The organism is Sphingomonas corticis (assembly GCF_012035195.1).
In the GTDB taxonomy this organism is placed as follows: domain Bacteria; phylum Pseudomonadota; class Alphaproteobacteria; order Sphingomonadales; family Sphingomonadaceae; genus Sphingomonas; species Sphingomonas corticis.
The window spans coordinates 18,742-45,334 of record NZ_JAAVJH010000002.1; the positions used below are offsets into that span (position 1 = coordinate 18,742).

Genomic DNA, 26,593 nt, shown 5'->3' on the forward strand with positions numbered 1-26,593 from the left:
TTCTCCATGTTTTCCAATCTGTTCAGAAACATCGCCATTTCGGCGGCGGCTTATGCCGCGGTGAGCGGCGTGTCGCTGATCCTCGCGCCGGTGCTCATTGCGGCGTTCGGGCTGGCCGGCTTCGGGCAGATCGTTATCGCGCGGTTGTTCATCCCGAACGCGGCGCTCGGCATTGTCGACTTCGGCACCAGCGAGATCGCGACGCAGATCATCGCGCGCGCGCGCCGCGACGGCGACTGGGAAGAAGCGTCGGGGATGCTGGGGCTGCTCGCGGTCGCGACGCTCGTGATGGGCGTCGCGGCAGGCGGAATGCTGGCGCTCGCGGCACCCTCGATTCCCGGATGGATGAGCGTCGCGTCGCTGCGCCAGCCCGGCCTAACCGAGGTCCTGTTGGTGACGGCCGGCCTGATGCCGCTTCTCTTCGCCTCGCTGCTGTTCGAGGGCATCCTAAAGGGCCTCGAGGATTTCAAGGCCCAGCGCGGCTGCGAGGTGCTCGCCGCCCTGTCCTACGGCGTCGGGGCCATCGCGTGCGTCCATGCGAAGCGGGGGATCGACGCGGTCTGCTACGCGCTCTTGCTGTCGCTGGTCATCCGCCTGGCGTTCGCTGCGGTCGTGGCGTTGCGGCGCCTTGGGCGCGAGCGGCGACGGCTACGCCGGTGGTCGCCCGAGCATCGCGCCTTCGTGTTCGGCTGGGCGCGGATCATGGCGGTGAACAAGCTGCTCGGCGCGATGCAGACCCAGGCCGCACCACCCCTGATCGGTTTCCTCTTCGGCCCGGCCGCCGTCGGCGCGGTGGACGCGCTGTCACGTCTGCCGCGCTTCGTGAAGGCGGTGCTGGGGCTCCTCAATTCGACCGTCCTGCCACTCGCGGTCCGGCTCGAGGCCGGTTCGGATCACGCTGAGACGCGTCGTCTGGGCGGATGGGGCCTGTTGATGATCGGTTGCCTCGTCCTGCCTCCGCTCGCGTCGTCGATGGCGCTGTCCCAGCCGATCGTCGAGCTCTGGCTCGGCCGGTCGCTGGCGCCGTACTGGCCGTGGCAGGCGGCGCTGTTCTTGATCCCGATCGCGAACACCTTGTCCGGATTCGGAGGCGCCATCCTCTTGGCGCGGGCGTCCGCCGCCTCCGCGATGAACCGGATCGTTCTGTGGCAGGTGGTCCTCCAGCTCGTGCTCGGGCTGCTGTTGTCCTCGTGGCTGTCGCAATGGGGGTTCGTGGCGGGGCAGGTGGTGGCCGTCGTCGTTACCTTCTTCTGCCAGATGAGGCTCATCAGACGCGAAATCGGCTTCGACGCCCGCATCTTCCGTCAGCTGGGTTTTGCCGCCGCCGCGACGGTCGTCAGTGCAGGGGCCTTCGCCCTCGTGGCCCCACGCGTTCACGGGATCGTCGCTTTGCTCTCTGCGCTGGTCGCCTGCACCCTGCTCGGTTGGGGGCTTATCGCGCTGCTGGTGCCGACGGTCGAGCAGCGAAAAGCGATTGGTCAAGCGCTGCGAAAGCAGCTAACAGCGCGTCATCGCCGTGCTTGACCGGACCGCACACCTATGACCGCCCTCCTCCAGCGGCTGCGCTGGCATGCCATGCGCACGCCGGTCGCGCCCGGATTGAAGACTGCCGCCCGCCTGATGAAAAGGCCGGCTCTGAAGCGCCGTCGCCACCTCGCCGAGCCCCTGCTGTCGCCCCCGTCCGCTGAGGCGCAGGCGATCCTCGACCGCGGCTACGCGATGGTCACGGACGCGCTCGATCCGGCGAGCCTGTCGGCCCTGCACGCCGCCGCCATGCCGCGTCTCGCGGCGGCGCGCGGGGGGGCGGCAAACCCCGCGGCTGGCAAAGGCTTTTGGAGCAGGCTGCTCGACGAAGACGTGGCCGCCGGCCGCCTCACCACGGCGGATCCGGTCGTCGCCTTCGCCCTGCAGCCGGCGGTCCTGGGGATTGTCGCGCAAGTCTACGGCGAATTGCCGCAGCTCGATTCGGTGTTGTTGACCTGGTCGCGTTACGACAACAAGCCGCTGTCGGTGTCGCAGCTGTGGCATCGCGACTTCGACGATACTCGCGTCCTCAAGCTGTTCGTCTATCTCACCAATGTCGACGGTAGCGACGATGGTCCGTTCACCTTCATCGACGGGGCGTTGTCGGATCGCGCGCGCTACTCGGTCAAGAGCCATCGCACCGACGCGATGCTATCGACCCGGCTGGACCCGGCCCAGTCGACGGCCATCACCGGCCCTGCGCTGACGGCGTTCATGGTGGAGACGAGCCGCTGCCTCCACATGGGGAGCCGGGTCGCCGCGGGTCACGAGCGGCTGCTGTACACCGCCACCTTCATCTCGACGCCGCGGCTCTATCCCGAGCCGCGACCGCAGATCCGGCTGGTCGGCAACGAGGACGAGGTCGTCAGGTGCGTGCTCACTCCGGCGTGACGTCTCCGTCCGGCGGGCGACGCCATCGCATCGGTCTGATCGTCGATCATCCCAAGCGGGATCTGGGCGGTGCCGTGCTGCTCGCGAACGCGCTTGCCGCGCGCGGCGTCGAGTCCGCGCTGATCCCGCTCTACGATCAGGCCATCGACGTGCCGCTGCTCGATCTCGACGGCCTCGTCGTCAATTTCGCGCGACCGGTGAACAAGCCGCTGGTCGACGCCTATGCCGACCTCGGCATCCCCGTCTGGGTGCTCGATACCGAAGGCGGCGTGCTGGCGGAACGTGGCGGCAACGCGCCGGACGCTCTGGCCGCCTGGGTGCGAGAAAGCGGCTATGCCGAACGGCTTGCCGGCTATTTCTTCTGGGGGCCGGTGCTGCGCGATGCGTTCGTGGCGGGAAGCGGCCTTTCGTCGGCATCGCTGCATCTGACCGGCTGTCCGCGCTTCGACCTGACCGCCCCGCGCTGGCGCGGCATCCTCGAAGCGCCGCGGAAGGGCTACATCCTGGCGAACGCCAATTTCCCGCTGGTCAACTCGCTCTTCGGGACATCCTCGGACGACGAGAAGGCGGCGATGGTCGCGAGCGGCTGGGCGCCCGACTACGTCGACGCGCTCGTCGATGACCTGAAGGGCATTGCCGACCGCTTCATCGACGTCGTCAGCCGAGTGGCGGACGAGTTTCCGGGCGAGACGATCCTCGTCCGGCCACACCCCTTCGAGAACGCCGAGCGCTATCGCGCAGCCTTTGCGGGGCGCGCAAACGTGATCGTCGACGGAGGCGGCAGTGTGCTCGACGTGATCGCCAACGCGCGCTGCGTGCTCCATGTCAACTGCGGGACGGCGGTCGAGGCGTTGCGGCTCGGCGTGCTTCCGCTGTCGCTCGAATTCATCAACACCGAGCGGCTGCGCACGCATTCCACGCTGCCGTATCGAGCGAGCCGAAACGTTGAATCCGGCGACGATCTGATGGCGATCCTCCGGGGCCTCGACGAAGCGACGGCGCAGTTCGATTTCGACGCGGCCTACCGCCGGACCAGCGAGCCCTGGTTCTACCTCAACGACGGCCACGCGAGCGATCGGATCGCCGACGTGCTGGTCGCCGCGATGGCCGCGCGTCGTCGCGCGAGGACGCGTTCGGTGCGAACCTCGCTCCGTTCCGCCCGGCACCGGCCATCGGCGGCGCAGCGGGCGCAGGCGATCCTGGCGAATGCCATCGGATCGCAGGCGGCCTCGCGGCTTCGGGCCCGGGTCCAGCCGCGACGCGCCGCGAAGACCCTGGTAAAGGACGCGGTCGGTGCGCTCGCCATCCGCTTCTCCCGTCACCAGGCCGTTCCCGCACCGCAGGTAAGCTTCGCGCGGCATCCCCTGACCCGCCTGCCGCTCGCGTCGGTGATCGTCTCACCCGGAAGCGACCGCTGACATGTGGCTGACCTTCGCCACCGTCGCGGCGGTTGCCGCCGCCATCGTTCTCCTCGCGCGCAAGCGCCGCGCCGCCGCGGTCGCGGGCTTCTTCATCCTGTTCTCGTTGGGGACGCGGGTGCTGGCCGCGAGCTACGTCGACTTGGCGGGCCCGATCTATGCGCTGGAGCTCGACCGGTACATCGGCGGCGGTCAGATCACCGCGCCCTTCGCTCCCTTCATCCTGGTGGTGATCGCGGCTCTCGCCTTCGTGTTTCGGCCCAAGATCCTGCGGCGTCTGCTATCTGGGGGCGAGGCGACATCGATCTACGGCGCGGAAGCGGAAAACGTTCTCTTTCTCGCGATCTGCGCGTTCGTTGGCGTTCTGTACCTGGAAATGTTGATCGTCGGACCGATCCCGCTGTTCGCGGGAATCGATCGGATCACCTACGACCAGACCATCGGCGGTCCAATTCACGGCCTCGTCATGGGGAACGGTGCGGTCTTCGCCTTTCTCATCGGCGCGATGTTCGTCCTTCCGCGCCTACGAGGCGGGCAGTTCGACTTCCGATATGTCGCGGTCTTCGGCGCGATGATGGTGTATTTCGGCCTGACGGGGAATCGCTTCTCCATCTTCTACCGTGACACCTCCTACCTCCTGATGGCGATCGCGGCGGTTCCTGCGGTCGGTGCCGCGGGATGGGCGTTGGGGGAGGGGCGCTCCGGCTTTGCTCGCTTCCTGACGTCTCGTGCTGCCGTGGCTGCCACGGTCCTGATGGCAACGGCCGCGATCGGCATGCTGCTCTTCAACAGCTTCTACAACGTGCGTGGATATCGAAACGCCGACGAGCAGTTCCAGCAGCGCTCTTTGGTCCAGCCGATCGAATTGTGGGCGACGGCGCTCGACAGACTGCAGCAGCGGGGAGGGGAGCCGTCACCGGCAACGTGGCACGACACCTTCGTCGATCCGATCGATCCCTCACGCAACACCACCGTGCAGGCGTTGATGATCCAAGACTTGGGGTATTCGCGCGCGTACGAATTGCTTGAAGCCGGCCAGCAATACGCCGGCGGCTACCCGGAGATTCTACTAGAACTGATCGGCTACTGGCCTGGTCTCCTTTTCGCCTTGATTTTCGCCCTTGTGTCCGCATGGCTGCTGCGGTTCGCGGTGATTTCGCTGAGTACCGGACGCCTGTTGACAAGTTTGGTAGCCATATACGTTTATTTCGGAACAAGTCTTCTCTATATCGGAGGAATGCTGAATTTTGTCTTTGCGGCGACGTATTGGATTAAGATCGGTGTGCTAGTCGCGCTTCACTTCTTTGAGAAGTCGCGCGCGCGTCAGGTCGCGTCGCTCCCGATCGTGCAGCCCGCATAGGTCGCGACTTCCTCCATTCGAGGCTCTTCATGCATTTCCTCATCTCGACTCTGGCCGAGTATCAAACCGTGTTCTGGCGCGACGTGGGCGTCATGTTGCGCGATCGCGGGCACGGCGTATCTTTTCTGTCTTTTGACGATCGGAGCACGGCGATGCTGCGGGGCGTCGATCTTGAAGTGTTCACGATCGCCGATGAGAGCCCGTCGACGGAAACGGAGGGCGGGCTCGACGAGCAATTCGCCGCTTGGGGTATCCAGAATGTGAATTTCTGGCTCACCCACGAGCGATTCGCATTCGGTTTGCGCGACGCGGACGCCATGCAGCGCAAGCTGGCCACTTCCCTGCGGATGGCGGATCGCGCGATCGCCGACATCGCCGCTCGCGGGAGGGGAACTCCACTGGTCGTCCAGGAACTCGGAGGCTTTCTGTCCGTGGTCGGGACCTTCTTCGCCTCGCAGCGTCGGGGCGTCGCTCACTGGTTCGTCGAGCCCAGCTTTTTTCGCGGTCATCTCTATTATCTCCGCGACACATTCGCCGCGAAGCGTGTCGAGCCATCAGACCATATCGATCCGGCAATGGACGCCTACCTGCGCGCCACTCTCGAAAGCGGCTCGATCGTGATACCGCAAAAGGACCGGCACCAATACACGTCCGCAAGACGCAAGATCGTCAACATGCGCAACGCAAAGCGCCTGGCACAGAAGATGGTCGACAAGTATGTGTTGAGGAAGCGTCAAGAGTTTGGCCATATCGGCAGTCATGTCTCGACCCACGCCAAGATGCTCGTCAACAGCCGTCGCCTTTCCGGCGAATACGGTGAGCTCGACACGGCCAAGCCGTTCGTATACTATCCGCTGCATGTGCCCGGTGACATGGCGCTTACGCTTCGTTCTCCCACTTACCTCGACCAAACGGCGCTGATCGACTTCATCTGTCGCAGCGTGCCGCTGACGCATCATGTCGTCATCAAGGAGCATCCCGCCATGGTGGGGGCGTTCGACGCTCGATCGCTGATCGCCTTGAAGAGGCGGTACGACCACCTCGTCGTGCTTCGCCCGACGACCAATAACTACGCAGTCATGCGAGAGGCGGACGCGGTCGTCACCGTGAATTCGAAGAGCGGGGCCGAAGCCGGATTGCTGGGCAAGCAGGTGGTTGTCCTGGGTGACGCCTTCTACCGCGACGCACCCTTCGCGGTGTCGGTCGATCGGCTGCAGGACCTACCCTCGGCTCTTTCTGACGTCCTGAAGCCGCAGGCGATGCGCCCGGCCCCGGACTCGGCGGCGGCCCACCGCTTCTTCGCGGGCGCGTGGTCGAGTTCGTACGAAGGGGAGCTATATGTCGCCACTCCCACCAATGTGGATCGTTTCACCTCGGGGATGATCGAGGCCGTTTCATGAGCGCACCGGACGCTGGAACACGCGATCGCCTCGTTTCCATCGTCACGCCCGCCTTCCGGGCGGCGTCCACGATCGAGGCGACGATCCGATCGGTCATCGACCAGAGCTACCCGCATTGGGAAATGCTGATTGCGGACGATTGCTCTCCCGACGACACCCGCGACGTGGTGGCGCGCTGGAGCGAGCGCGATCCGAGAGTGCGGCTCATCGCCATGCCCCGGAACGGCGGACCGGCCGCCGCCCGCAACGGTGCGATCGCTGCGGCGCAGGGACGGTGGCTGGCCTTTCTCGACGCCGACGACCTGTGGCTTCCGAAGAAGCTCGAGACGCAGCTCGCCTTCCATCGCAGCGCCGGGGCCAAGATCAGCTTCACCGCCTTCCGCCGCATCGCGGCGGACGGGAGCGGCGAGGGGCATCTGATCCGGGTTCCTTCGACGCTCGATTATCGCGGCTTGCTGGCGAACACCGCGATCGCCACCTCGACCGTCATCGTCGACTGCGACGCCACCGGCCCGGTCGTCATGAAGAAGACCTATTACGACGATTTCGCCTGCTGGCTCGACATCCTTCGGCCCGGCGGGGTCGCCGTGGGGCTGAACGAGGACCTGATGCGCTATCGCGTGATGGCGGCGTCGGTGTCGCGCAACAAGCGCAACTCGGCATACCAGGTTTGGCTGGCCTACCGTCGCGTAGAGAAGCTCGGCCTCCTTTCGTCGATGCGCTATTTCGCCGCCTACGCGCTCCGCGGCCTGCGCAAATACCGTCGGTTCTGACGCGATGGACGGGCGCGCCGATCAACGCTTCGCCGTCGTCGGCGCATCCGGCTTCGTCGGACGCGCGCTGGTGGAGCGGCTGCGCGGCGAGGGGCGGGTCGTCGGGATGGCGAGGAGCGGCGGCGACGTCCGGGTGGAAAGCTATCTCGACACCGCGCAGGTCGCGGCGGCGATCGGCCCCGATTGCGACACGGTGTTCCACCTTGCCGCGCTTGCGCACACGACCGGCCAGGACGCCGCGGCGTTCGATCGTGCCAATGTCGACGGTGCCGTCGCGGTGGCGCGGGCGGCGATCGCGCGGGGAGTGCGACGCTTCGTCTTCGTGAGTTCGATCGGCGTCCTCGGCAACGAGACGCCCGCGGCCGCCTTCGACGAGGAGTCGACGCCCCGCCCTGCGGCCGATTATGCACGGTCCAAGCTGCGGGCCGAGGTCGCCCTCGCCGAGCTCTTCGCACCCAGCGCGGTCGAGCTCGCCATCGTCAGGCCGCCGCTAGTCCACGGGCCGGGCGCGCCGGGCAATTTCGGTCGCCTGATGGCGCTCGCGCGGCGCCCGCTGCCGCTTCCGTTTGGTTCGATCCGCAACGTGCGCAGCCTCGTCGGGATAGAGAACCTCGTCGACTTCCTCGTCGTCGTCGCGCGCGCCCCGGCTCTTCCCGGGTATCCCCTGCTGGTGACCGACGGCGAGAGCATATCGACGGCCGACCTGATCCGGACGCTCGCCGCGCAGCCCGGTGGCCGCGCGGTCGTCGTCCCGTTTCCGGCTGCGGTCATCGAGTGCGCGGCGGCGTTGGCTGGGCGGCGGGACATGGCCCGGCAGTTGATCGGTTCGTTACGCGTCGATGCGTCCCGGTCGGCTCGGTTCTTCGGCTGGCACCCGCCGCGGACGCTGCGCGAGGGGTTGGCGCTCGCCATGGCGGGGACGCGGTGAAGCGCCTGTTCGACATCGCCGCGGCGCTCGTCATCGGTGCGCTGCTGCTGCTCCCCGCGCTGATGGTCGCGGCGGCGGTGCGGCTCACGTCGCGTGGTCCCGCGCTCTACTGGTCGCGTCGCGTCGGGGCGGAGAACGTCACCTTCGTGATGCCGAAGTTCAGGACGATGCGGATCGATACGCCCGCCGTGGCAACGCACCTCCTGGCAGATCCGAACGCCTTTCTCACGCCCATCGGCGGCTTTCTACGACGGACCAGCCTCGACGAGATCCCGCAGCTGTTGTCCATCCTGGCCGGACACATGAGCTTCGTCGGACCGCGGCCGGCGTTGTTTAATCAGGACGACCTGATCGCACTGCGAACCGAGGCGGGGGTCCACCACCTCAAACCCGGCCTCACCGGTCTGGCGCAGGTCAGCGGGCGCGATCTGCTCACGATCGAGGAAAAGGTCGCGATGGATGCCGCGTATCTCCGCAAGGCGTCGCTCGCGCTCGACCTGAAGATCATCGCGACCACGGCCGTCAAGGTTCTGGGGCGCGAGGGCGTGTCCCATTGACGCTGGTCGGGCGCCGCGACGTCCTGATCCGCGGCGGCTGTGCGGTCGCGGCCTCGTCGGGTGGCCTCGCCGTCTCGTCCTGCGACACGATGGCGGCTCCGAGCGGCGGGGACGATTTCGCACCCATCCAGGACGCGATCGAGCGGCTTCGGCGACGGGGCGGCGGGACCGTTCGCTGTGTCGCCGGCGCGACCTACCGCTGCCGCCGGGCGCCAGTGGTGCTCGATCGGGTCACGCTCGACCTGAACGGCGCGACCCTCGTGCTCGAACTGAGCGGCGGGAACGACCAAGGGGTACGCTTGCGCTCCCACGCCGTCCTTCGCAACGGAACCGTCACGGTGCGATCACAGGGCAAGCCCAGCCTTCAAGGCGGTGCGCACGCGCCCGTCTGCGTCGGGCCGCTGTACGGCGAAGGCGGCACCTCGGCGCAACCTTCTCCGGACGAAGGCGTCAGCGATTGGATCATCGCGGACCTGACCCTGTCGACCGACAAGCGCGTGCCCGTCGAGGGCGGGGTGATGGGCGGCGTGGCGATTCAGGTCATGGGTGGGGCGACGAGAGGGCGAATCGAGCGGATCGTCGTGCCCGACAGTACCACCATGGTAGGCGCGATCCACCTCGATTGGGGTGCGGTCGGCGAGCTGCAGGCAAGCGACGACGCGGACGGTATGACCTGGACGCGGCGCGCGTTCGATGAGGGGCGGGTATGGACCACTCATCCGAGCGATATCGCGGTACGTGACATTCAGGTTGGACGTTTGACCGGCTCTGGCGTTCGGCCCGAGCCAGGGACGGGCGCCATTAGACTTTCGGGATGCCATGACGTCAAGGTAAGCGGCGTTCGCGCCAAAGCGACGAGTGGAAACTTTCTCCGCCACACCGCTGGCGATCTTGGCTTCGAGTTCGCCCAGGGAAGTAGGAAGCTCGCCGGAAATGTTTTCTTAGATTGCGTCGTCGGCGAGAGCCGGGGTCGACTTTTCACGTCGGACAGCCTGGCGGACAATGTGCACCGCGCCACTACCCGCGGGTATCATGCGCGGATAGATCCGCTCTACCGGACCGACGTGCGTTTCGAACATGTCACTGGGTTCGGCGCTGGAGAGCAGCCGGGGGGTGTCTTCGTTCACCAATTTGGTGGGCGTGCCGTGGGATGTCGTGCCGTAGGGTTCTCCGTTGGTTTCCATTGCGATGCAGGGGCACGCGAGGTGTCATTCTATGACTGCACGGCAATTCAAAACGTCGAGACAGGGTTCCTGGTCGAGAATGTCGCTGATCCTCCGCGCGACTGTCGGCTTGTGGCATCGATCGCGACTCAGAACGGGGTCGGCCGTCCGCGGATGGCCAATATTGTGGTGGGCGCATCCATCGCTACCGTGATCGACGGGGGTACGATCGGACGCGCGTCGGGGGCTGAGCCGAGCTTCGGCATTCGCATCAAGGAGCGACGCGACGGATGCCTCGACGCGTCGATCGTCAACCAACCTTTGATCCAGTCTCACGCGCCGGGCGGAGCCGCTATCCAAGCGTCTTCCCGCGAGGGGTGGGGGGCCGTGAAGCTGTTCACGGGTGCGCGTTACGGGGCAGCCGTGATAAGGCGGTGGCTCGGCTTGGCGATGGTTCCCATTCAGATCGAAGAGGACGGCACGCGCTTGATCGCGGTCGAGCGAGGTTATCTGGGGCGACGTTCAAGCTTCGGCGCTGCGACCGATCATTATCTTGAGGTCACCTCCGTCGGTGATGTTGCCGACAAGCGGTGATAAAATTTGACGCCGTAACGGGCCGTTGATGTCGCCGAAGGCATGTGGCAACAGGAGATGTAACGCCGGTTGCGTGGCCGTGAGATTAGCACAGAGTCGTCCGATCATCGTGTATGCGGCGATCCCACAGCGGCCGCCTGGATGGCCGAGCCAAGACATCGTTGCCGCCCTTGCGGCTGCTGACCCGAGTGTCGCGCCGAGCGATCGAGGCTGGGGCGGACAAGGGCAATGTCAAGTCACCTATCGGAGCCGAGGACCCGACGTGTCGCGACAGACCGCGCGACGCCAGCGCTAGCCGAACCGTGAAGAGCAATTATCAGCACGATCGACATGGGCATCTTGCCGGGCTCGTCCCACCCTTTTTCGGCCGCAGGCCCGACGCCGTTCGATGTGCCTTCAGGTAGGTCAGGTCAATCATCACGGTCCTGGCTCGGCATCCGCGGCACCAAGCCCATTTATCATGCTGGCAGACACGCTTCGCTCGCCCCGGCGGGTCCAACAGTTGTGCAGCGTCTTGTGGGGCAGGCGCTGGGCGCATTACTCCAATGAAGCCCGCTTCGGTTGGCCGCAGCGACGCCGCCCAGCATCCGTTAATCACCACCCTCGGCCTGCCATGGCTATTGGTGAAGAGAGGCCACAGTCGCTTTACCTACTCGTCAGTCACACAAAACAAATTGCTCATCCTGGTCTCCTCGCGGAGCCTGACCAGATCGCGAAGCTCACATTAGTAGGTGATGACCATAGACACGCACGGGCTTCGGTCAGGCAGCGATCGGGATCGGCCTCTGCTTGGCTTCGCTGGCAAGCCCCAGCCTTTCGAAGTTTCCCCGCAAGCAGCGAGAGTGCACAGGGGTCGACATAGGTTAGCCGCCCCCCGCCAGAGTAGGTGCTGTGAGCATCGCCTGGACGGATGCGGCTCCGAACGCATTCAGTGATGAGAGGCGTCCTATTAACTCGCGCAGCGGAACGCGCTTCAAAGCGGTCAAGCCAGCGGCTCTGACCGCGCAAAATGACCGGGATTGGTTAGACCTGTACGTAGAAAGTCGCAGTCCAAAGTGGACACAGCGATGGACTCACTATCCGGAAAAACGAAATAATGCAGCTTTTTCAAGGGAAAATGGCGGAGACGGAGGGATTCGAACCCTCGGTACGGTTTCCCGTACGACGCTTTAGCAAAGCGTTGGTTTCAGCCACTCACCCACGTCTCCGGACCGGCGGCCGGCGGGCTATAGCGGGGCGGGCGGGCGCGATCAACCGGGGAGGTGGATTCGGCCGGGCGCGGAAAGGACTCGGTCAGGCGCATCGTTCATGGCCGCGACAGGCGCGTGCGCTACGCCTTTGACGATGCGTTTTCGGGGCGTTTCCGGGGGATGAGTGAGATGGCGAACAGGGTCTGGCGCGCGGGCATCACGGCGGGCCTGGCGATCGCGCTGGCGGGGCTGCCGGCGTCGGCGCAGGTGCGCACCATCGATCCCAATGCGGCGATCGACGCGGATGTCGGCGCACCCGCCCCCGCGCGCCCGGCGCCGCCGCCGCCGCGCCCGGCGGCACCCGCCCCCACGCCCGCATCCCCACCGATCGCCCCCGCCCCCGTCTCCCCCGCCGCCACCGGCGAAGTGGCGCAGCAGGCACGCGCGGAGGCGACGACCGCGGCGGCGGACACCTACAAGCGCGACGACCTGATCGCCGCGGGCGAGGACGTGTTCGGCAAGGGCGCGGAAGGATTTGCCGGGCTGATCGAGAAGATCCTGAAGGAGCAGGGCGAGCCCAACGCCTATATCGCCGGACGCGAGGCGTCGGCGGCGCTGATCGTCGGCCTGCGCTACGGCTCGGGCGTGATGACGCACAAGATCGAGGGGCAGCGGCCGGTATACTGGACCGGCCCGTCGGTCGGCTTCGACGCGGGGGGCGACGCGAACAAGGTGTTCGTGCTGGTCTACAACCTTCACGACACGCAGGAGATCTACAATCGCTTTCCCGGCGCGGAAGGGCGGCTGTACTTCGTCGGGGGGTTCGCGGCGACGTACCTGCGCAAGGGCAACGTGGTGCTGATCCCGGTCCGGCTGGGCGTCGGCTGGCGCGCGGGCGTCAACGTCGGGTACATGAAGTTCACCGAAACGTCGAAGTGGTTGCCGTTCTGACGCGCCTCAACGGATGAAGCTGCCCTCGTTGGGCAGGGTCGCCTCCTCCGCGCGCGGCATCTTCGCGAAGAGCGCGCGGTCGTCCGGGCCGAAGGCGTAGCGCCACATCACGAACAGATAGGCCGCCGCCGTCGCCGGGATGCCCACCGCCAGCTGCACCGCGCGCCAGCCCGGCGGCAGCAGCGTGAAGGCGCCGCCCGCCACCCCGGCCGCCAGCGCGGCGTAGACCAGCGGCCAGCGCATCGGCGAGACGGGCGCCTTCAGCAGCCTCGACAGCAGCTTCGCCTTCGCCACCGACGTGAGCAGCAGCACCAGCATCAGCGCCACCGGAGCGCCCGCCGCCTGCTCGGTGATGCCGTAGTCCAAGGCGCGCAGGCCGAGCACGAAGGCGAAGGACAGGGCGATCTGCACGCACAGCATCCCCGCGGAGATCAGGAGGTTGCGATGCCGCGCGAGATAGACGAGCGCCGATTCGCACACCGCGCCGGTCGAGGCGAACACCTCGGCGAACAGCAGGAACACCATCGCCGCCGCGCCGCTGGTGAATTGCGGGCCGATCGCGGCCATCACCGCCTTGCGCGGGATCGACGCCATCAGCGCCAGCGCCAGCTGCGCTGCGATGATCCAGAACGCGACCTGCCGCACCTGCCGCGCGATGGCGGCATAGTCGCGCTTCGCCAGGCTCTGGGTCACGACGGGCCCCAGAATCGGGTCGAAGCTGGTCTTCAGCCGCTGCGGCAGGCTCGCGACCTGCTGCGCCATGTAATAGATGCCGACGACGTTGGGCGCGAACAGGAGGCCCAGGATCAGCCGGTCGACATTGCGGCTGCCCCATTCCAGCGCGTCGGCGCCCGCGAGCGGCATGTTGGCGCGGGCGAGCGCGAACAGGTCGCGCAGATGCGGCGACCAGCCCGGCGGCAGGCCGTAGCTGCGGATCAGCGGCACGATGCTGGCGATCAGCGCCGCGACCATCGAGGCGACGTAGGACAGGACCAGCCCGTCCTTGATCGTGGCGAAGGAGAACAGGAATGCCGCGATCGACAGCGTCCACGGCTCGACGATGGCGCGCGCCGTCACCGCTGCCTTCACATCGTGGCGATAGGCGAGCGCGGCCAGGCTGACATCGGACAATGCGGGGGCGAGGATGATGAGCGGAAAGAACCGGTCGAGCCCGCCGATCGCCGAATTGGGGTACATCAGCTGCGGAAAGGCGAAGAGGATCGCGCTCGCCGCCAGGCTGGCGACGAAGGCGAGCGCCAGCGCATCGAAGACGACGCAGGCGTGCGGCCGCCCGGTGGAGGACAGCGCCTGCGCCAGCCCGCGCTTCAGGCCCAGCGTCGCGATCAGCGCGGCGAGCTCGACCACCACCACCGCGATGGCGAACCGCCCCACCAGCGCCGCACCGTAGAAGTGGCCGGCGATGAAGAGGAAGGGGATGCGCGCGCCCAGCTTCAGCACGAATCCGGCGACATTGGTCCGCCCGCCCTTGGCGAGCGCAGCCATGTCGTCGGTGCGCGGGGTGTCGGTCATGCTAAGCCGCCCTAACCCTTCCCTCTCCCACCGGGAGAGGAAGGGAGGCGCGGAGCGCCGGAAGGGTGAGGGCGATCAATGCGCCGCGCCCCAGCTCGGCCCGGTGCCGATCTCCACCGCCAGCGGCACCGACAGCATCACCGCGGGTTCCGCGGCGGTCGCCATCACGCGCTCGATCACCGGGCGCGCCGCATCGACTTCCGCGTCGGGCACTTCGAACACCAGCTCGTCGTGCACCTGCAACAGCATCCGCGTGCCGGTCAGCCCCTCGGCCGCCAGCGCGGGTTCCATCCGCGCCATCGCGCGCTTGATGATATCGGCGCTGGTCCCCTGGATCGGCGCGTTGATCGCGGCGCGCTCCGCGCCCTGGCGTTCGTGCTGCACCTTGCTGCGGATGCGCGGGAAGTGCGTCTTGCGGCCGAACAATGTCGTCGTGAACCCGCGTTCGCGCACGAACTGCGTCGTGGCGTGGATATAGTCGCGGATGCCGGGGAAGCGATCGAAGTAGCGGTCGATCATGCCCTGCGCCTCGTCCGCCGTCACGTCGAGCCGCCCGGCGAGCCCCCAGCGGCTGATGCCGTAGAGGATCGCGAAGTTGATCGTCTTGGCGCGCCCGCGCGTGTCGCGGTTCACCTCGCCGAACAGTTCCTGCGCGGTCAGCGAGTGGATGTCGTCACCGCGCGCGAACGCATCGCGCAGTTGCGGCACGTCCGCCATGTGCGCGGCGAGGCGCAGTTCGATCTGCGAATAGTCGGCGGCGAGGATCACGTGCCCCGCCTCGGCGACGAAGGCATCGCGGATCTGCCGGCCCGTCTCCGTGCGGATCGGGATGTTCTGAAGGTTGGGGTCGGTGGAGGACAGCCGCCCCGTCTGCGCGCCGGTCAGCGAGTAGCTGGTGTGGACGCGGCCGGTGGCGGGGTGGATCTGCTCCTGCAGGGCGTCGGTGTAGGTGTTCTTCAGCTTCGTCAGCTGGCGCCAGTCGAGCACCCGCGCCGCGATCTCCGCCCCAGGCGAATCCTTGTCCGCCGCCAGCCGCTCCATCTCGTTCACGTCGGTGGAGTAAACGCCGCTCTTGCCCTTGCGCCCGCCTTTCAGCCCCATCCGCTCGAACAGCACGTCGCCCAGCTGCTTGGGGCTGCCGATCGTGAAGGGACCGCCGGCGAGGTCGTGGATCACGCCTTCCAGCTCCGCGATCTGCGTCGTGAATCCGGCGGACAGGGTGGACAGCACCTCCCGGTCCACCTTGATCCCGTGCCGCTCCATTCGCCCGATCACCGCGGGCAGCGGCCGGTCCACCATCTCATACACCCGCGTCGCCGCCTCCACCGGCAGCCGCGCACGAAAGCGGCGCCACAGCCGCAGCGTCACGTCGGCGTCCTCCGCGGCGTAGCGGGTGGCGGCCTTCAGATCGACCTGATGGAAGCCGATCGCCTTCTTGCCCGTGCCGGTCACGTCCTTGTAGGCGATGCAGCTGTGCGACAGGTGCGTCGCCGCCAGCTCGTCCATGCCGTGCCCGTGCAGTCCGGCGTCGAGGTCGAAGCTCATGACGATCGTGTCGTCATAAGGCGCGACGTCGATGTCCAGCCTCGCGAGCACGATCATGTCGTACTTCAGGTTGTGCCCGATCTTCAGGACGCTCTCGTCCTCGAACAGGTCCTTCAGCCTGGCGAGCGCCACCTCGCGGTCGAGCTGCACCGGGCGCTCGGCGAACATATCCGCACCCCCCGCCTCGCCCTCGTGCCCCAGGGGCACGTAGCAGGCGAGGTTGGGTGCCAGCGCCATGCTGACGCCGACCAGCTCGGCCAGCATCGGGTCCTTGGCGCTGGTCTCGGTATCGATCGCCACCCAGCCCTGGTGCCGCGCGACGGTGATCCAGCGGTCCAGCGCCGCCTCGTCCACCACCGTCTCGTAGGCATCGTGGTCGCAGGCGGGATCGTCCTCCTGCGGCACGTTCGCCGCCTCGGGCTGCGGCGCGTCGGCCACCTGCTCCAGCCGCGACAGCAGCGTGCGGAAGCCGTGATGCTCCAGGAAGGCGCGCAGCGGGGCGTCGGGAATGCCCTGCAACTGCAGTTCGTCGAGCGGCTGCGGCAGCGGCGAATCACACTTCAGCGTCACCAGCACCTTGGACAGCCGGGCGTTCTCCGCGTGCTCGATCAGGTTGTCGCGCAGCTTGCCCTTCTTCATGTCCGGCGCGGCGGCGAGCACCGCTTCCAGATCGCCGTGCTCGTTGATGAGCTTGGACGCGGTCTTGGGGCCGACCCCGGGGACGCCCGGCACGTTGTCGACGCTGTCGCCCATCAGCGCCAGCACGTCGCCCAGCCGCTCGGGCCCGACGCCGAACTTCTCGACGACGTAGTCGGGACCGAGCGTGCGGTTGTTCATCGTGTCGAGCATGTCGACCGATGGATCTTCCATCAGCTGCATCAGGTCCTTGTCGGAACTGACGATCGTCACCCGCCATCCCTGCGCCAGCGCGGCCTTCGTATAGCAGGCGATGATGTCGTCCGCTTCCAGCCCCTCCTCCTCGATGCAGGGCAGCGAGAAGGCACGGGTGGCGTCGCGGATCATCGGGAACTGCGGCTTCAGGTCCTCCGGTGGGGGCGGACGGTGCGCCTTGTACTGGTCGTAGAGTGCGTTGCGGAACGTGCTGGAGGACTTGTCGAGGATGACCGCCATGTGGCTCGGCCCGTCCGCCTTGTGCAGTGCGTCGGCCAGCTTCCACAGCATGGCGGTGTAGCCGTACACCGCGCCGACCGGCTCCCCATGCTTGTTCGTGAGCGGCGGCAGACGGTGGTAGGCGCGGAAGATGTAGCCCGATCCGTCGACGAGATAGAGGTGCGGCATGGCGTCACCCCTATGCCCTTTCGCGCGCGGGTGGAACCGGTGTCGCGGTCAGTTCGCCGCGTCGTCGTCCGCATCGGCGGCGGCCATGCGGATTGTCGCGGCGGCGCCGGTCAGCGAAGAGGCGACGTTCTGGATCAGCCGCTGACGGTCGCGGATCGGGGCGGTGGTGTCGCCGATCATCACGGCGACGGCGTAGCGTCGCCCGTCGGGCGCGGTGACGAGGCCGACGTCGTTGAACCCTGCGTTGCGGCCGCCCAAGTCCTGCCCGGTGCCCGTCTTGTGCGCCAGTTCCCATCCCGCCGGCGTCGCAGCGCGCAGCCGCGCGTGGCCGGTGCGCGACGCCGTCATCGTCTCCAGCAGCAGCCGCGTCGACGTCTCGCTCAGCAATTCTCCCCGCGCCAGCCGCGCGAGCGCGTCGGCGATGGCCAGCGGGGCGGCGCCGTCGGGCGGATTGTCGACGTAGCGCTGGAACGCCGCGCGGCGCACCGCCGGGTCCAGCCGCGCGCGCGCCGCCTCGAAACCGCGGCCGGTCGCCATCGACTGCGACCAGGTGAGCCCGGCGGTGCCGCTCTGCAGCAACCGCTCGCCCGGGCCGAAGCGGATCGCACCCAGCCGCTTCTCGGAAATGAACGCGCGTACCGCGGACGGCCCGCCGACGAAGGTGAGCAGCCGGTCGTTGGCGGTGTTGTCGCTCTGCGTCAGCGCGCGGGTCATCAGCGCGCCGACGGTGGTGCGATAACCCTCGCCGCGCACCAGCCCGGCGATCGGCTGGTGGAACAGCGTCAGGTCGTCGCGCGTGACCAATACGGGATCGTCCAGCTTCAGTCGCCCGGCATCGCGCTGCGCCAGCACCGTCATCGCCACCCACAGCTTGCTGACGCTCTGCTGCGGCAGGCTGAGCGAGCCGCCGCGCTCCACGCTCCACCCCTCGTCAACCGCGACGATCGCGGCGCCGGCCTTGCCGGGGAAGGAGCGGACCAGCGCGTCGACGCGCGACTGCAACCCGGCCGGCGCCGCGCTGCGGGGCCGCGTGACGGGGACGGCGGCGGGAACCGGGACGGAGACGAAGGTGGCGGCGGCGTCGCGCCACTGCTGCTGCTGGCGCGCGTCCTGCTGCGCGGCGGGGATCAGCGACATGCCCCCGCCCGATCCGCAACCGGCGATCAGCAGCGAGGCCAGGACGATGCCCGGACGGCGCCGGGCTCCTTGCGCGTGGCGATCGGTCTTCAACGTCGTGCAGCCCCCGTGATGACGGGAAAGTGACGGCGTTCGCGGGCGAAAGGCAATCCCGCGGGCGACTCGGGTGCGACGATCATCCCTCCTGTTACGACGAGATGCTTGAACCCCAAGTTTACGGCGCAAACCGCTGAATCCGTGCGAGTCGCGCCGCAGCGTCACGGCACCAGCACGGTGTCCACCGCATCGGCCAGCGTCGACGGGTGATCCAGCGTGAAGTGAAGCCCCCGGCTCTCGTGGCGGTGCAGCGCCGAGCGGACGATCAAGTCCGCCGTCTGCAACAGGTTCCGCAGTTCGACCAGGTCCGGCGTCACGCGGAAGTGGCCGTAATAATCCTCCACCTCGCTGGTCAAAAGGTCGATGCGGTGCTTGGCACGTTCCAGCCGCTTGGTCGTGCGCACGATGCCGACGTAATTCCACATGAAGCGCCGGATCTCGGTCCAGCTCTGCTTGATGACCACCTCCTCGTCCGCGTCGGTGACGCGGCTCTCGTCCCACGCGCGGATCGAGGGCACGGGCGGCAGCCCGTCCCACGATGCCGCGATGTGCCGCGCCGCCGCCTCGCCGAAGACGAAGCATTCGAGCAGCGAGTTGCTGGCGAGGCGATTGGCGCCGTGCAGCCCGCTCTCCGTACACTCGCCCGCGGCGTAGAGGCCGGGCAGGTCGGTGCGCCCGTCGCGGTCGACCACGATCCCGCCGCAGGTGTAGTGCTGCGCCGGCACGACCGGGATCGGGTCGCGCGTCATGTCGATGCCGAGGCCGAGCAGCTTATCGTGGATGTTCGGGAAATGCGCGCGCACGAAGTCGGCGGGCTGGTGGCTGATGTCGAGGTGGACGTAGTCGAGCCCGTAGCGCTTGATCTCCGCGTCGATCGCACGCGCCACCACGTCGCGCGGCGCCAGCTCCAGCCGCTCCGCGTCATAGTCGGGCATGAAGCGGCGCCCGGTGGCGGGGTTGACCAGCCGCCCGCCCTCCCCGCGTACCGCCTCGGTGATGAGGAAGTTCTTGACGTCGAGATTGTAGAGGCAGGTGGGGTGGAACTGCATCATCTCCATGTTCGACACGCGGCAGCCCGCGCGCCACGCCATCGCGATGCCGTCCCCGGTGGCCCCGCGCGGCGCGGTGGAGAACAGGTACGTGCGTCCCGCGCCCCCCGTCGCCAGCACCGTGGCGCGCGCGGTGTGCAGCTCCACCTGGCCCGTGGCGCGATCGATCGCGTAGACCCCCCACACATGGCCCGCGCCGGAATAGCGCTCCTCGTGCCGGCTGGTCGCCAGGTCCACCGCGACGCGGTCGGGCAGCAGGGTGATGTTCGGGTGCGCCTCCGCCGCGCGTTGCAGCGCTTCCTGCACCGCCCATCCGGTGGCGTCGGCGACGTGGACGATGCGGCGGTGGGAGTGGCCGCCCTCGCGCGTCAGGTGCAGCGCACCCGCCTCCTCGGCGAAGGGGACGCCCAGCGCCTGCAACCGCGCGATCGCGGCGGGCGCGCCCTCTACGACGAACTCGACGATCGCGCGATCGTTCAGCCCGGCGCCCGCGACCATCGTGTCCTCGACATGGTTCTCGAACGTGTCGCCGGGTTCCAGCACCGCGGCGATCCCGCCCTGCGCCCAGGCGGTGGACCCCTCGTTCAGCGCGCCCTTGGCGAGCACGGTGACGCGGAAGCGGTCGGCGAGGTTGAGCGCGGCGGTGAGGCCGGCGGCGCCGGAACCGACGATGAGGACGTCGCTGGTGGTCATGTCGTCTTCCTGACACGAAACGCCGCCAATGCGACAGTCCGTTGCGCGGCGGCCGGAACCGGCGCGCGGGATCGGCATTGAGCGCGGCTGTGATGGCACGGGATTTCGAACAGAGGATGGACCGGCACCGGCTTCGCGCCGAACGACTGCGGCGCGAGGCGGGCAATTGCCTGGGCATCGCCGTGTCGACGCGCGACATGGATACCGCGGCGGCGATGATCGACGAGGCGACCCGGCTGGTCGGCCGCGCCGCGACGCTGGAAGCGGCCTAGCGCGTCACCCCGCCGCGCGCGTGAGGCTGAGGAACACGTCCTCGAGGTCCGCTTCCTTGGTCGAAACGTCGACGATGCCGTAGCCGTCCGCCTGCACCGCGCCCAGCACCTCGCCCGCGTTCACCCGGTCCTTCGAATAGGTGATCTCCAGCGTCCGCATGCCCTTCAGCACGATCTTCTCGAAACAGGCGTTCTGCGGCGGCGCGGCGACGTCGCGGTCGACGGTGACGGCGACGATCTTCTCCTGCGCCTTTCCGACGAGGTCCGCGGTCGGCTCGTTGGCGATCACGCGGCCGTGGTTGATGATCGCGATGCGGTCGCACAGCTCCTCCGCCTCCTCGAGATAGTGCGTCGTCAGCACCACGGTGACGCCGGCGTCGTTCAGGCTGCGCACGTAGGTCCACAATTGCTGGCGCAACTCGATGTCGACGCCCGCGGTCGGCTCGTCCAGCACGAGCACCGGGGGCGAGTGGACCATCGCCTTGGCCACCATCAGCCGCCGCTTCATGCCGCCCGACAGCGTGCGGGCGTACGCGTTCGCCTTGTCCTCCAGGTGGACGGCGCGCAGCAGCTCCAGCGAGCGCCGCTGCGCCTTGGGCACGCCGTAGAGCCCAGCCTGGATCTCCAGCGTCTCCACCGGCGTGAAGAAGGGGTCGAACAGGATCTCCTGGTTGACGATGCCGATCGACGCCTTGGCGTTGCGCGGATGCTGGTCGATGTCGAACCCCCAGATCGAGGCCGACCCGCTGGTCTTGTTGACCAGTCCGGCCAGGATGTTGATGAGCGTCGACTTGCCCGCGCCGTTGGGGCCGAGCAGGCCGAAGATCGAACCCCGCGGCACGTCGAACGAGACACCGTCCAGCGCCTGCTTGGGCGGGCCGCCCTTCACCCCGGCGTAGGTCTTGCTGAGGTCGCGGATCGAGATGGCTGCCGTCATACGGGCGCGATTACGCCTGCGGGCAGGTGATTGCTAGGCCGCCGGCCACTTGCTAATCGCACGCGCATGATCGCCCCGCCCGAGACCGTCCGCACCAGCCAGCCCCGCGTCGCCTGCGACGGCGCGGCCGACATCCCCGGCGGCGCCGCGCTGGGCCATCCGCGCGTGTGGCTGCAGATCGACGAGACCGGCTACGTCGACTGCGGCTATTGCGACCGCCGCTTCGTGCTGATCGGCGGCCCGGCGGACGGCGCCGACCAGGCGACGCTCGGCGATCACGGAGACGGCGCGGGGCGGTGAGCGCGACGAAACGGCGAACCGTGATTTTCCGCGTCCGACGCCGCCCGGTTCTTTCGCGGAGGTGATAGTGGCGCGCGGCGATAGCCGGCCTATATCTTCGTCATGACCGATCCCCGATCCTTCCTCTACCGCGACGCGCTCGACCCCGATGCGGCGCAGCGCCTCGCCACGCAGACGCTGGCGCGCGCCGACGACGGCGAGCTCTACCTGCAGTATCGCAAGGCGGAGGCGTTCGGGTTCGACGACGGGCGGCTGAAGACCGCCAGCTACGACACCACGGCCGGGTTCGGCCTGCGCGCGGTGTCCGGCGAGATGACCGCCTTCGCCCATGCCAACGAATTGTCCGAAGCGGCGATCCGGCGGGCCGGCGAGACGATGGCGCTGATCGATCCTTCCGCCCAGGCCCGGGCCCCGGCGCCGCCGGGCACCAATGCGCGGCTCTACACCGATGCCGACCCGCTCGACCTTGTCCCCTTCGCCGACAAGGTGAACCTGTGCCAGACGATCGACGCCGCCGCCCGCGCGCGCGATCCGCGCGTGGCGCAGGTCTCCGTCGCGCTCAGCGGCACGTGGAGCGTGGTGGAGATCGTGCGGCCCGACGGTTTCGTCGCCACCGACGTGCGCCCGCTCGTCCGCCTGAACGTGTCGATCGTCGCCGAGGCGAACGGCCGGCGCGAGACGGGCACGTTCGGCATCGGCGGCCGCTACCTCTACGATCGGCTGATGGGCGAGGACGTGTGGAACCGCGCCATCGACGAGGCACTGGCGCAGGCGCTGGTGAACCTCGAATCGGTGGCCGCGCCGGCGGGCGAGATGACGGTCCTGCTCGGCCCCGGCTGGCCCGGCGTGCTGCTGCACGAGGCGATCGGCCACGGGCTGGAGGGCGACTTCAACCGCAAGGGGACGTCCGCCTTCTCCGGCCGGATCGGGGAGCAGGTGGCGGCGCGCGGCATCACGATCGTCGACGACGGATCGCTCGCCGACCGCCGCGGCTCGCTGACCATCGACGACGAGGGCACGCCGACGCGCGAGACCATCCTGATCGAGGACGGCTTCCTGAAGGGCTATATGCAGGACCGGCTGAACGCCCGGCTGATGGGCGTGGAGGCGACCGGCAACGGCCGGCGCGAGAGCTTCGCCCACGCGCCGATGCCGCGGATGACCAACACCTTCATGAAGGCGGGCAGGGACGATCCGGCCGAGCTGCTGAGCCGCGTGAAGAAGGGTATCTTCGCCAAGTCGTTCGGCGGCGGCCAGGTGGACATCGTGTCCGGCAAGTTCGTCTTCTCCTGCACCGAGGCTTACCTGGTCGAGGACGGCAGGATCGGCGCCCCGATCAAGGGCGCGACGCTGATCGGCGACGGGCCGAGCGTGCTGACCAAAGTCCTCGGCGTCGGCAACGACTTCGCGCTGGACGAGGGGATCGGCATCTGCGGCAAGGGCGGGCAGAGCGTTCCCGCGGGCGTGGGCCAGCCGACGCTACTGGTCGGCGGGCTGACCGTCGGCGGGACGGCGGCCTAGGCCCGCTATCCGACCGGTCGCCGTCGAGCGCCGCCGGAGCGGGGTCGCGAACTGGCGCGGCGTCGTCACGGCAACCTCGCCGCCGATGGCTTCTCCCGCGCACGCGGCGCCGCGCCGCTCGCCCCTGATGCGATGAGCATCGGTGCCTAGCGCACCTGCGCGACGCGCAGCGTGCCGGGGGCAAGGGGGCGGCAAAGCTCCGCGCTGCTCGCCTCCCCGGTCAGCCAGCGCGCATAGTCGGTTGGGGTGAGCACGACGACCTGGCGGTCGTGATAGGGCACGATGTCCTTCCCCGGCGGGCAGGTGAGCATCGCCCACGCCTCGCCGACCTGTGGATCGTTCCGCCACACGCCCGCGATGCAGAACCAGTCGAGCCCGGCGACGGTGAAGGCCCATTTGGACTTGGGCGGCTTCCCGCGCGCCGGCGGGTCCGCCGCGGGCGCGTCGGTGAACTCGAAGAAGCCCTCCACGGGGATCAGGCACCGGCCGGTCCCGTCGCCGTCGCCGATGCGGCGCCCGTCGGAGCGGAAATTGTAGACCGGGTGCCCGTTCGGTGCCGGCCAGCTCCAGCGGCGCGTCACCATCTCCGCCACCGGTGCGCCGTCCGCCGTGCCACCGCGGACGATCTCCACCCGATCGGTGATGCGGAAGCCGTCGAGCGGGGCGAAATTGGGCGCACCCTCCGGAAAGCGGAGCGGGATGCGCACCTCACGCCACTCCTCCACCACCTGGCCGAGCTGCGTGCGGCGATAGGCTTCGTTGCACATGGGCGGCAGAGTAGCGCCGGGCGAGCGGCGCGGCGAGCGAAGGTTGCGGATGTTGAGGCGCGGGCGCGGTCTCGCGCAGGACGCGCCGCGGGAGGCACGGCGATGCGGCGGCGAGGCGACCCTGGCGCGCCCCCAGCCGTGAACGTCCGCTTCTCGTCGCGATCGTGGGCGGAGTATCTCGGCCTGCTCGAGCACGATGCGAAGCTGTTCGCCAAGGTCAACGCGCTGATTGAGGAATGTCGACGGCACCCATCCAAGGGCACCGGTAAACCCGATCCACTGGGCGGCAATCTGTCAGGCTGGTGGTCGCGCCGGATCAGCCACGAGCGTCGGCTGGTGTATCGCGTGGCGGGCAGTGGCGACGAGCAGGTGCTGCAGGTAGCGCAGTGCCGGTATCATTATTGAGGTTGAAGCCGGCTCCCTGACAGCAGGCCTCTGCTCGATTCTGCTGGTTATGCCTCTATTCCGACCCTGGCGCCTCCGTTGGGTCTATTTGACCTTCTCTGAACCTGGTTCCGTGATCTCAAAAACGAACGTCATCTCTACGGACGGGAGCCGAATTCGCGCTGGGCACGCCTCGCCGAACGGCCGCCCCTTTCGCGAACATATTGAAGTGCCGGTGGCGGTTTGACAGGCCCTCTTCTCAATCGTGCTCCCGGTCGCCCGCGCCCATGTAGAGTTCGCGGCCGGTCCGGTGGTAGAGGTCGCTCATCGCCGCCATGCCGGCTTCCGCTTCCGCCTCACCCAGCGGCGCCGCCTTCGCCGGATCAGCCCCCGCACCGTTCCGGGGCGGTCTTTGGGCGGCCACGAACGTTTCCACCGGGGCGTTCTGCTTCGCCGCGAAGTCCGCGCCGCCCGGCATCGCCGGGCGAGGTCCTGCGAGGCCTTCTGCCCCCGGCAGAAGGCTATTCGCCGCCCTGCCGGCGGCGAACTCTCGGACCTCCTGCGTGATCTTCATCGAGCAGAATTTGGGCCCGCACATCGAGCAGAAATGCGCGGTCTTCGCGCCCTCGGCCGGCAGGGTCTGGTCGTGGTATTGCTCGGCCGTTTCGGGATCGAGCGACAGGTTGAACTGGTCGCGCCACCGGAACTCGAACCGCGCGCGGGAAAGCGCGTCGTCGCGCATCTTCGCCGCGGGGTGGCCCTTCGCCAGGTCGGCGGCGTGGGCGGCCAGCTTGTACGTCACGACGCCGACCTTCACGTCGTCGCGGTCAGGCAGGCCCAGATGCTCCTTGGGCGTCACGTAGCAGAGCATCGCCGTGCCGTACCAGCCGATCATCGCCGCGCCGATGCCGCTGGTGATATGGTCGTAGCCGGGCGCGATGTCGGTCGTCAGCGGCCCGAGCGTGTAGAAGGGCGCCTCGCCGCACACCTCCAGCTGCTTGTCCATGTTCTCCTTGATCTTGTGCATCGGCACGTGGCCGGGACCCTCGATCATCACCTGCACGTCCTGCGCCCAGGCGCGGTGGGTCAGCTCGCCCAGCGTGTAGAGCTCGCTGAACTGCGCCTCGTCGTTGGCGTCGGCGATGCTGCCAGGACGCAGGCCGTCGCCCAGCGAATAGGCGATGTCATACGCCTTCATGATCTCGGTGATCTCGTCGAAGCGCTCGTAGAGGAAGCTCTCCTTGTGGTGCGCCAGGCACCATTTCGCCATGATGCTGCCGCCGCGGCTGACGATGCCGGTCACGCGCTTCGCCGTCATGGGGATGTAGGGCAGGCGGACGCCGGCGTGGATGGTGAAATAGTCGACGCCCTGCTCCGCCTGCTCGATCAGCGTGTCGCGGAAGATCTCCCACGTCAGCTCCTCGGCGATGCCGCTGACCTTCTCCAGCGCCTGGTAGATCGGCACGGTGCCGATCGGCACGGGAGAGTTGCGGATGATCCACTCGCGCGTGTCGTGGATGTTGCGGCCCGTCGACAGGTCCATCACCGTGTCGGCGCCCCAGCGGATCGACCAGACGAGCTTGTCGACCTCCTTCGCCACGTCGCTGGCGACCGCGGAATTGCCGATATTGGCGTTGATCTTCACCAGGAAATTGCGGCCGATCGCCATCGGCTCCGATTCCGGATGGTTGATGTTCGAGGGGATGATCGCGCGCCCGCGCGCCACCTCGTCGCGCACGAACTCGGGCGTGACGTAGTCGGGAATGGCGGCACCGAAGCTCTCACCGTCGCGCGCGTACTCGCGCAGCATCTCGCGCCCGAGATTCTCGCGCGTGGCGACATACTCCATCTCCGGCGTCACGATGCCACGGCGGGCGTAGTGCATCTGGCTGACGTTCATGCCCGGCTTCGCGCGCAGCGGGCGCTTCACGACGTTGGGGAAGGGCTGGACGCCGCCGCTGCGGTCGGGGCCCAGCTGGCCGTTGTCCTCGGGCTTTACGTGGCGGGCGTCATACGCCTCGACGTCGCCGCGCCCCTCGATCCAGGCGCGGCGCAGGTCGGGCAGGCCGGCCATGATGTCGATGCGCGCCGCGGGATCGGTGTAGGGGCCGGAGGTGTCGTAGACGTTGAGCGGCGGCTCGCCGCAGCCGGGTTCGAGATCGATCGCACGCATCGCGACGCGCACCTGCGGGTTTCCGGGCGCGCCGACGTGGATCTTGCGGCTGCCGCGGATCGGGCCGGTGGTGACGCGTAGTTCGGTGCGGGCGGGAACGTCTGCCATCGTCGTCTCTCCAGATGTCGGATGGAAAGACGG

21 protein-coding genes and 1 tRNA gene are annotated in these 26,593 nt (G+C 68.0%); 14 read left to right on the plus strand and 8 right to left on the minus strand.

What is annotated here, in order from left to right:
- Positions 1-6 precede the first annotated feature (6 nt).
- From HBH26_RS02775 to HBH26_RS02815, 9 genes are read left to right on the plus strand one after another with little or no spacing between them, the layout of a single operon-like run.
- Positions 7-1,524: a lipopolysaccharide biosynthesis protein gene (locus HBH26_RS02775; RefSeq protein WP_168133095.1), complete on the plus strand. Its 1,518-nt coding sequence runs from the start codon at positions 7-9 to the stop codon at positions 1,522-1,524.
- A 15-nt stretch (positions 1,525-1,539) separates the two neighbouring features.
- Entirely contained in the window at positions 1,540-2,415 is an 876-nt protein-coding gene (locus tag HBH26_RS02780) for a hypothetical protein (protein WP_168133096.1), read from the plus strand.
- Complete coding sequence (locus HBH26_RS02785; protein ID WP_168133097.1) at positions 2,412-3,833, plus strand: surface carbohydrate biosynthesis protein; 1,422 nt, start codon at positions 2,412-2,414, stop codon at positions 3,831-3,833. The genes HBH26_RS02780 and HBH26_RS02785 overlap by 4 nt, the downstream gene beginning before the upstream one ends.
- A gap of 1 nt (position 3,834) precedes the next feature.
- Positions 3,835-5,193, plus strand: coding sequence for a DUF6418 domain-containing protein (locus tag HBH26_RS02790; protein WP_168133098.1), 1,359 nt, complete (start codon positions 3,835-3,837; stop codon positions 5,191-5,193).
- A gap of 29 nt (positions 5,194-5,222) precedes the next feature.
- Positions 5,223-6,593, plus strand: coding sequence for a capsular polysaccharide export protein, LipB/KpsS family (locus tag HBH26_RS02795; protein WP_168133099.1), 1,371 nt, complete (start codon positions 5,223-5,225; stop codon positions 6,591-6,593).
- On the plus strand, positions 6,590-7,366 hold the full coding sequence (locus HBH26_RS02800; RefSeq protein ID WP_168133100.1) for a glycosyltransferase family 2 protein: 777 nt from the start codon (positions 6,590-6,592) through the stop codon (positions 7,364-7,366). Before HBH26_RS02795 ends, HBH26_RS02800 begins: the two co-directional genes overlap by 4 nt.
- 4 nt (positions 7,367-7,370) lie before the next feature.
- Positions 7,371-8,294: an NAD-dependent epimerase/dehydratase family protein gene (locus HBH26_RS02805; protein WP_168133101.1), complete on the plus strand. Its 924-nt coding sequence runs from the start codon at positions 7,371-7,373 to the stop codon at positions 8,292-8,294.
- Positions 8,291-8,851 carry a sugar transferase gene (locus HBH26_RS02810; RefSeq protein WP_168133102.1) on the plus strand — a complete coding sequence of 187 codons (561 nt, stop codon included), beginning with the start codon at positions 8,291-8,293 and terminating at the stop codon, positions 8,849-8,851. The genes HBH26_RS02805 and HBH26_RS02810 overlap by 4 nt, the downstream gene beginning before the upstream one ends.
- Positions 8,848-10,608, plus strand: coding sequence for a hypothetical protein (locus tag HBH26_RS02815; RefSeq protein ID WP_168133103.1), 1,761 nt, complete (start codon positions 8,848-8,850; stop codon positions 10,606-10,608). The genes HBH26_RS02810 and HBH26_RS02815 overlap by 4 nt, the downstream gene beginning before the upstream one ends.
- 1,118 nt (positions 10,609-11,726) lie before the next feature.
- Here the strand turns inward: HBH26_RS02815 and HBH26_RS02820 are convergent.
- Positions 11,727-11,816, minus strand: a tRNA-Ser gene (locus tag HBH26_RS02820).
- Positions 11,817-11,978: 162 nt separating this feature from the next.
- On the opposite strand from HBH26_RS02820, the gene HBH26_RS02825 reads away from it, so the two are divergent.
- The gene (locus HBH26_RS02825) at positions 11,979-12,749 is read left to right on the plus strand and encodes a DUF1134 domain-containing protein (RefSeq protein WP_420824972.1); all 771 of its coding nucleotides are present in this window, start codon (positions 11,979-11,981) and stop codon (positions 12,747-12,749) included.
- A 6-nt stretch (positions 12,750-12,755) separates the two neighbouring features.
- On the opposite strand, the gene HBH26_RS02830 is transcribed toward HBH26_RS02825, so the two are convergent.
- The 4 genes from HBH26_RS02830 to nadB all read right to left on the minus strand — a co-directional run bounded on the left by HBH26_RS02830 (position 12,756) and on the right by nadB (position 20,098).
- The gene (locus tag HBH26_RS02830; RefSeq protein WP_168133105.1) at positions 12,756-14,279 is read right to left on the minus strand and encodes a lipopolysaccharide biosynthesis protein; all 1,524 of its coding nucleotides are present in this window, start codon (positions 14,277-14,279) and stop codon (positions 12,756-12,758) included.
- A gap of 75 nt (positions 14,280-14,354) precedes the next feature.
- A complete protein-coding gene (gene polA, locus HBH26_RS02835; RefSeq protein WP_168133106.1) occupies positions 14,355-17,123 on the minus strand; it encodes a DNA polymerase I in 2,769 nt (922 codons plus the stop codon).
- Between the two features lie 48 nt (positions 17,124-17,171).
- Positions 17,172-18,260 carry a serine hydrolase gene (locus HBH26_RS02840; protein ID WP_168133471.1) on the minus strand — a complete coding sequence of 363 codons (1,089 nt, stop codon included), beginning with the start codon at positions 18,258-18,260 and terminating at the stop codon, positions 17,172-17,174.
- 257 nt (positions 18,261-18,517) lie between these two features.
- Positions 18,518-20,098, minus strand: a complete 1,581-nt coding sequence (nadB, locus tag HBH26_RS02845; protein ID WP_168133107.1) for an L-aspartate oxidase — start codon at positions 20,096-20,098, stop codon at positions 18,518-18,520.
- A 92-nt stretch (positions 20,099-20,190) separates the two neighbouring features.
- Between nadB and HBH26_RS02850 the strand changes: the two genes are divergently transcribed.
- Positions 20,191-20,370 (plus strand): hypothetical protein, encoded by a 180-nt coding sequence (locus HBH26_RS02850; protein WP_168133079.1) that lies wholly within the window; start codon positions 20,191-20,193, stop codon positions 20,368-20,370.
- Positions 20,371-20,374: 4 nt separating this feature from the next.
- Here HBH26_RS02850 and HBH26_RS02855 read toward each other — a convergent pair whose 3' ends face one another.
- Complete coding sequence (locus HBH26_RS02855) at positions 20,375-21,307, minus strand: ABC transporter ATP-binding protein (RefSeq protein ID WP_168133108.1); 933 nt, start codon at positions 21,305-21,307, stop codon at positions 20,375-20,377.
- 66 nt (positions 21,308-21,373) lie between these two features.
- On the opposite strand from HBH26_RS02855, the gene HBH26_RS02860 reads away from it, so the two are divergent.
- Together HBH26_RS02860 and tldD are read left to right on the plus strand one after the other, a co-directional pair.
- Positions 21,374-21,607 (plus strand): zinc-finger domain-containing protein, encoded by a 234-nt coding sequence (locus tag HBH26_RS02860; RefSeq protein ID WP_168133109.1) that lies wholly within the window; start codon positions 21,374-21,376, stop codon positions 21,605-21,607.
- A 102-nt stretch (positions 21,608-21,709) separates the two neighbouring features.
- Positions 21,710-23,128, plus strand: coding sequence for a metalloprotease TldD (tldD, locus tag HBH26_RS02865; protein ID WP_209308301.1), 1,419 nt, complete (start codon positions 21,710-21,712; stop codon positions 23,126-23,128).
- A 146-nt stretch (positions 23,129-23,274) separates the two neighbouring features.
- On the opposite strand, the gene HBH26_RS02870 is transcribed toward tldD, so the two are convergent.
- Positions 23,275-23,895, minus strand: a complete 621-nt coding sequence (locus tag HBH26_RS02870) for an SOS response-associated peptidase family protein (protein ID WP_168133110.1) — start codon at positions 23,893-23,895, stop codon at positions 23,275-23,277.
- Positions 23,896-24,033: 138 nt separating this feature from the next.
- On the opposite strand from HBH26_RS02870, the gene HBH26_RS02875 reads away from it, so the two are divergent.
- A complete protein-coding gene (locus HBH26_RS02875; protein ID WP_338057218.1) occupies positions 24,034-24,300 on the plus strand; it encodes a Txe/YoeB family addiction module toxin in 267 nt (88 codons plus the stop codon).
- A 238-nt stretch (positions 24,301-24,538) separates the two neighbouring features.
- On the opposite strand, the gene thiC is transcribed toward HBH26_RS02875, so the two are convergent.
- Positions 24,539-26,560, minus strand: coding sequence for a phosphomethylpyrimidine synthase ThiC (gene thiC, locus HBH26_RS02880; protein ID WP_168133112.1), 2,022 nt, complete (start codon positions 26,558-26,560; stop codon positions 24,539-24,541).
- Between the last annotated feature and the right edge of the window lie 33 nt (positions 26,561-26,593).

Coding starts and splice junctions, on each gene's coding strand:
- HBH26_RS02870 (WP_168133110.1), bottom strand. CDS start 23,895: ATGTGCAACGAAGCCTATCGCCGCACGCAGCTCGGCCAGGTGGTGGAG.
- HBH26_RS02775 (WP_168133095.1), top strand. CDS start 7: ATGTTTTCCAATCTGTTCAGAAACATCGCCATTTCGGCGGCGGCTTAT.
- HBH26_RS02805 (WP_168133101.1), top strand. CDS start 7,371: ATGGACGGGCGCGCCGATCAACGCTTCGCCGTCGTCGGCGCATCCGGC.
- HBH26_RS02860 (WP_168133109.1), top strand. CDS start 21,374: ATGATCGCCCCGCCCGAGACCGTCCGCACCAGCCAGCCCCGCGTCGCC.
- polA (WP_168133106.1), bottom strand. CDS start 17,123: ATGCCGCACCTCTATCTCGTCGACGGATCGGGCTACATCTTCCGCGCC.
- HBH26_RS02830 (WP_168133105.1), bottom strand. CDS start 14,279: ATGACCGACACCCCGCGCACCGACGACATGGCTGCGCTCGCCAAGGGC.
- HBH26_RS02840 (WP_168133471.1), bottom strand. CDS start 18,260: ATGTCGCTGATCCCCGCCGCGCAGCAGGACGCGCGCCAGCAGCAGCAG.
- HBH26_RS02780 (WP_168133096.1), top strand. CDS start 1,540: ATGACCGCCCTCCTCCAGCGGCTGCGCTGGCATGCCATGCGCACGCCG.
- HBH26_RS02800 (WP_168133100.1), top strand. CDS start 6,590: ATGAGCGCACCGGACGCTGGAACACGCGATCGCCTCGTTTCCATCGTC.
- tldD (WP_209308301.1), top strand. CDS start 21,710: ATGACCGATCCCCGATCCTTCCTCTACCGCGACGCGCTCGACCCCGAT.
- HBH26_RS02850 (WP_168133079.1), top strand. CDS start 20,191: ATGGCACGGGATTTCGAACAGAGGATGGACCGGCACCGGCTTCGCGCC.
- HBH26_RS02790 (WP_168133098.1), top strand. CDS start 3,835: ATGTGGCTGACCTTCGCCACCGTCGCGGCGGTTGCCGCCGCCATCGTT.
- HBH26_RS02825 (WP_420824972.1), top strand. CDS start 11,979: ATGAGTGAGATGGCGAACAGGGTCTGGCGCGCGGGCATCACGGCGGGC.
- thiC (WP_168133112.1), bottom strand. CDS start 26,560: ATGGCAGACGTTCCCGCCCGCACCGAACTACGCGTCACCACCGGCCCG.
- HBH26_RS02795 (WP_168133099.1), top strand. CDS start 5,223: ATGCATTTCCTCATCTCGACTCTGGCCGAGTATCAAACCGTGTTCTGG.
- nadB (WP_168133107.1), bottom strand. CDS start 20,098: ATGACCACCAGCGACGTCCTCATCGTCGGTTCCGGCGCCGCCGGCCTC.
- HBH26_RS02855 (WP_168133108.1), bottom strand. CDS start 21,307: ATGACGGCAGCCATCTCGATCCGCGACCTCAGCAAGACCTACGCCGGG.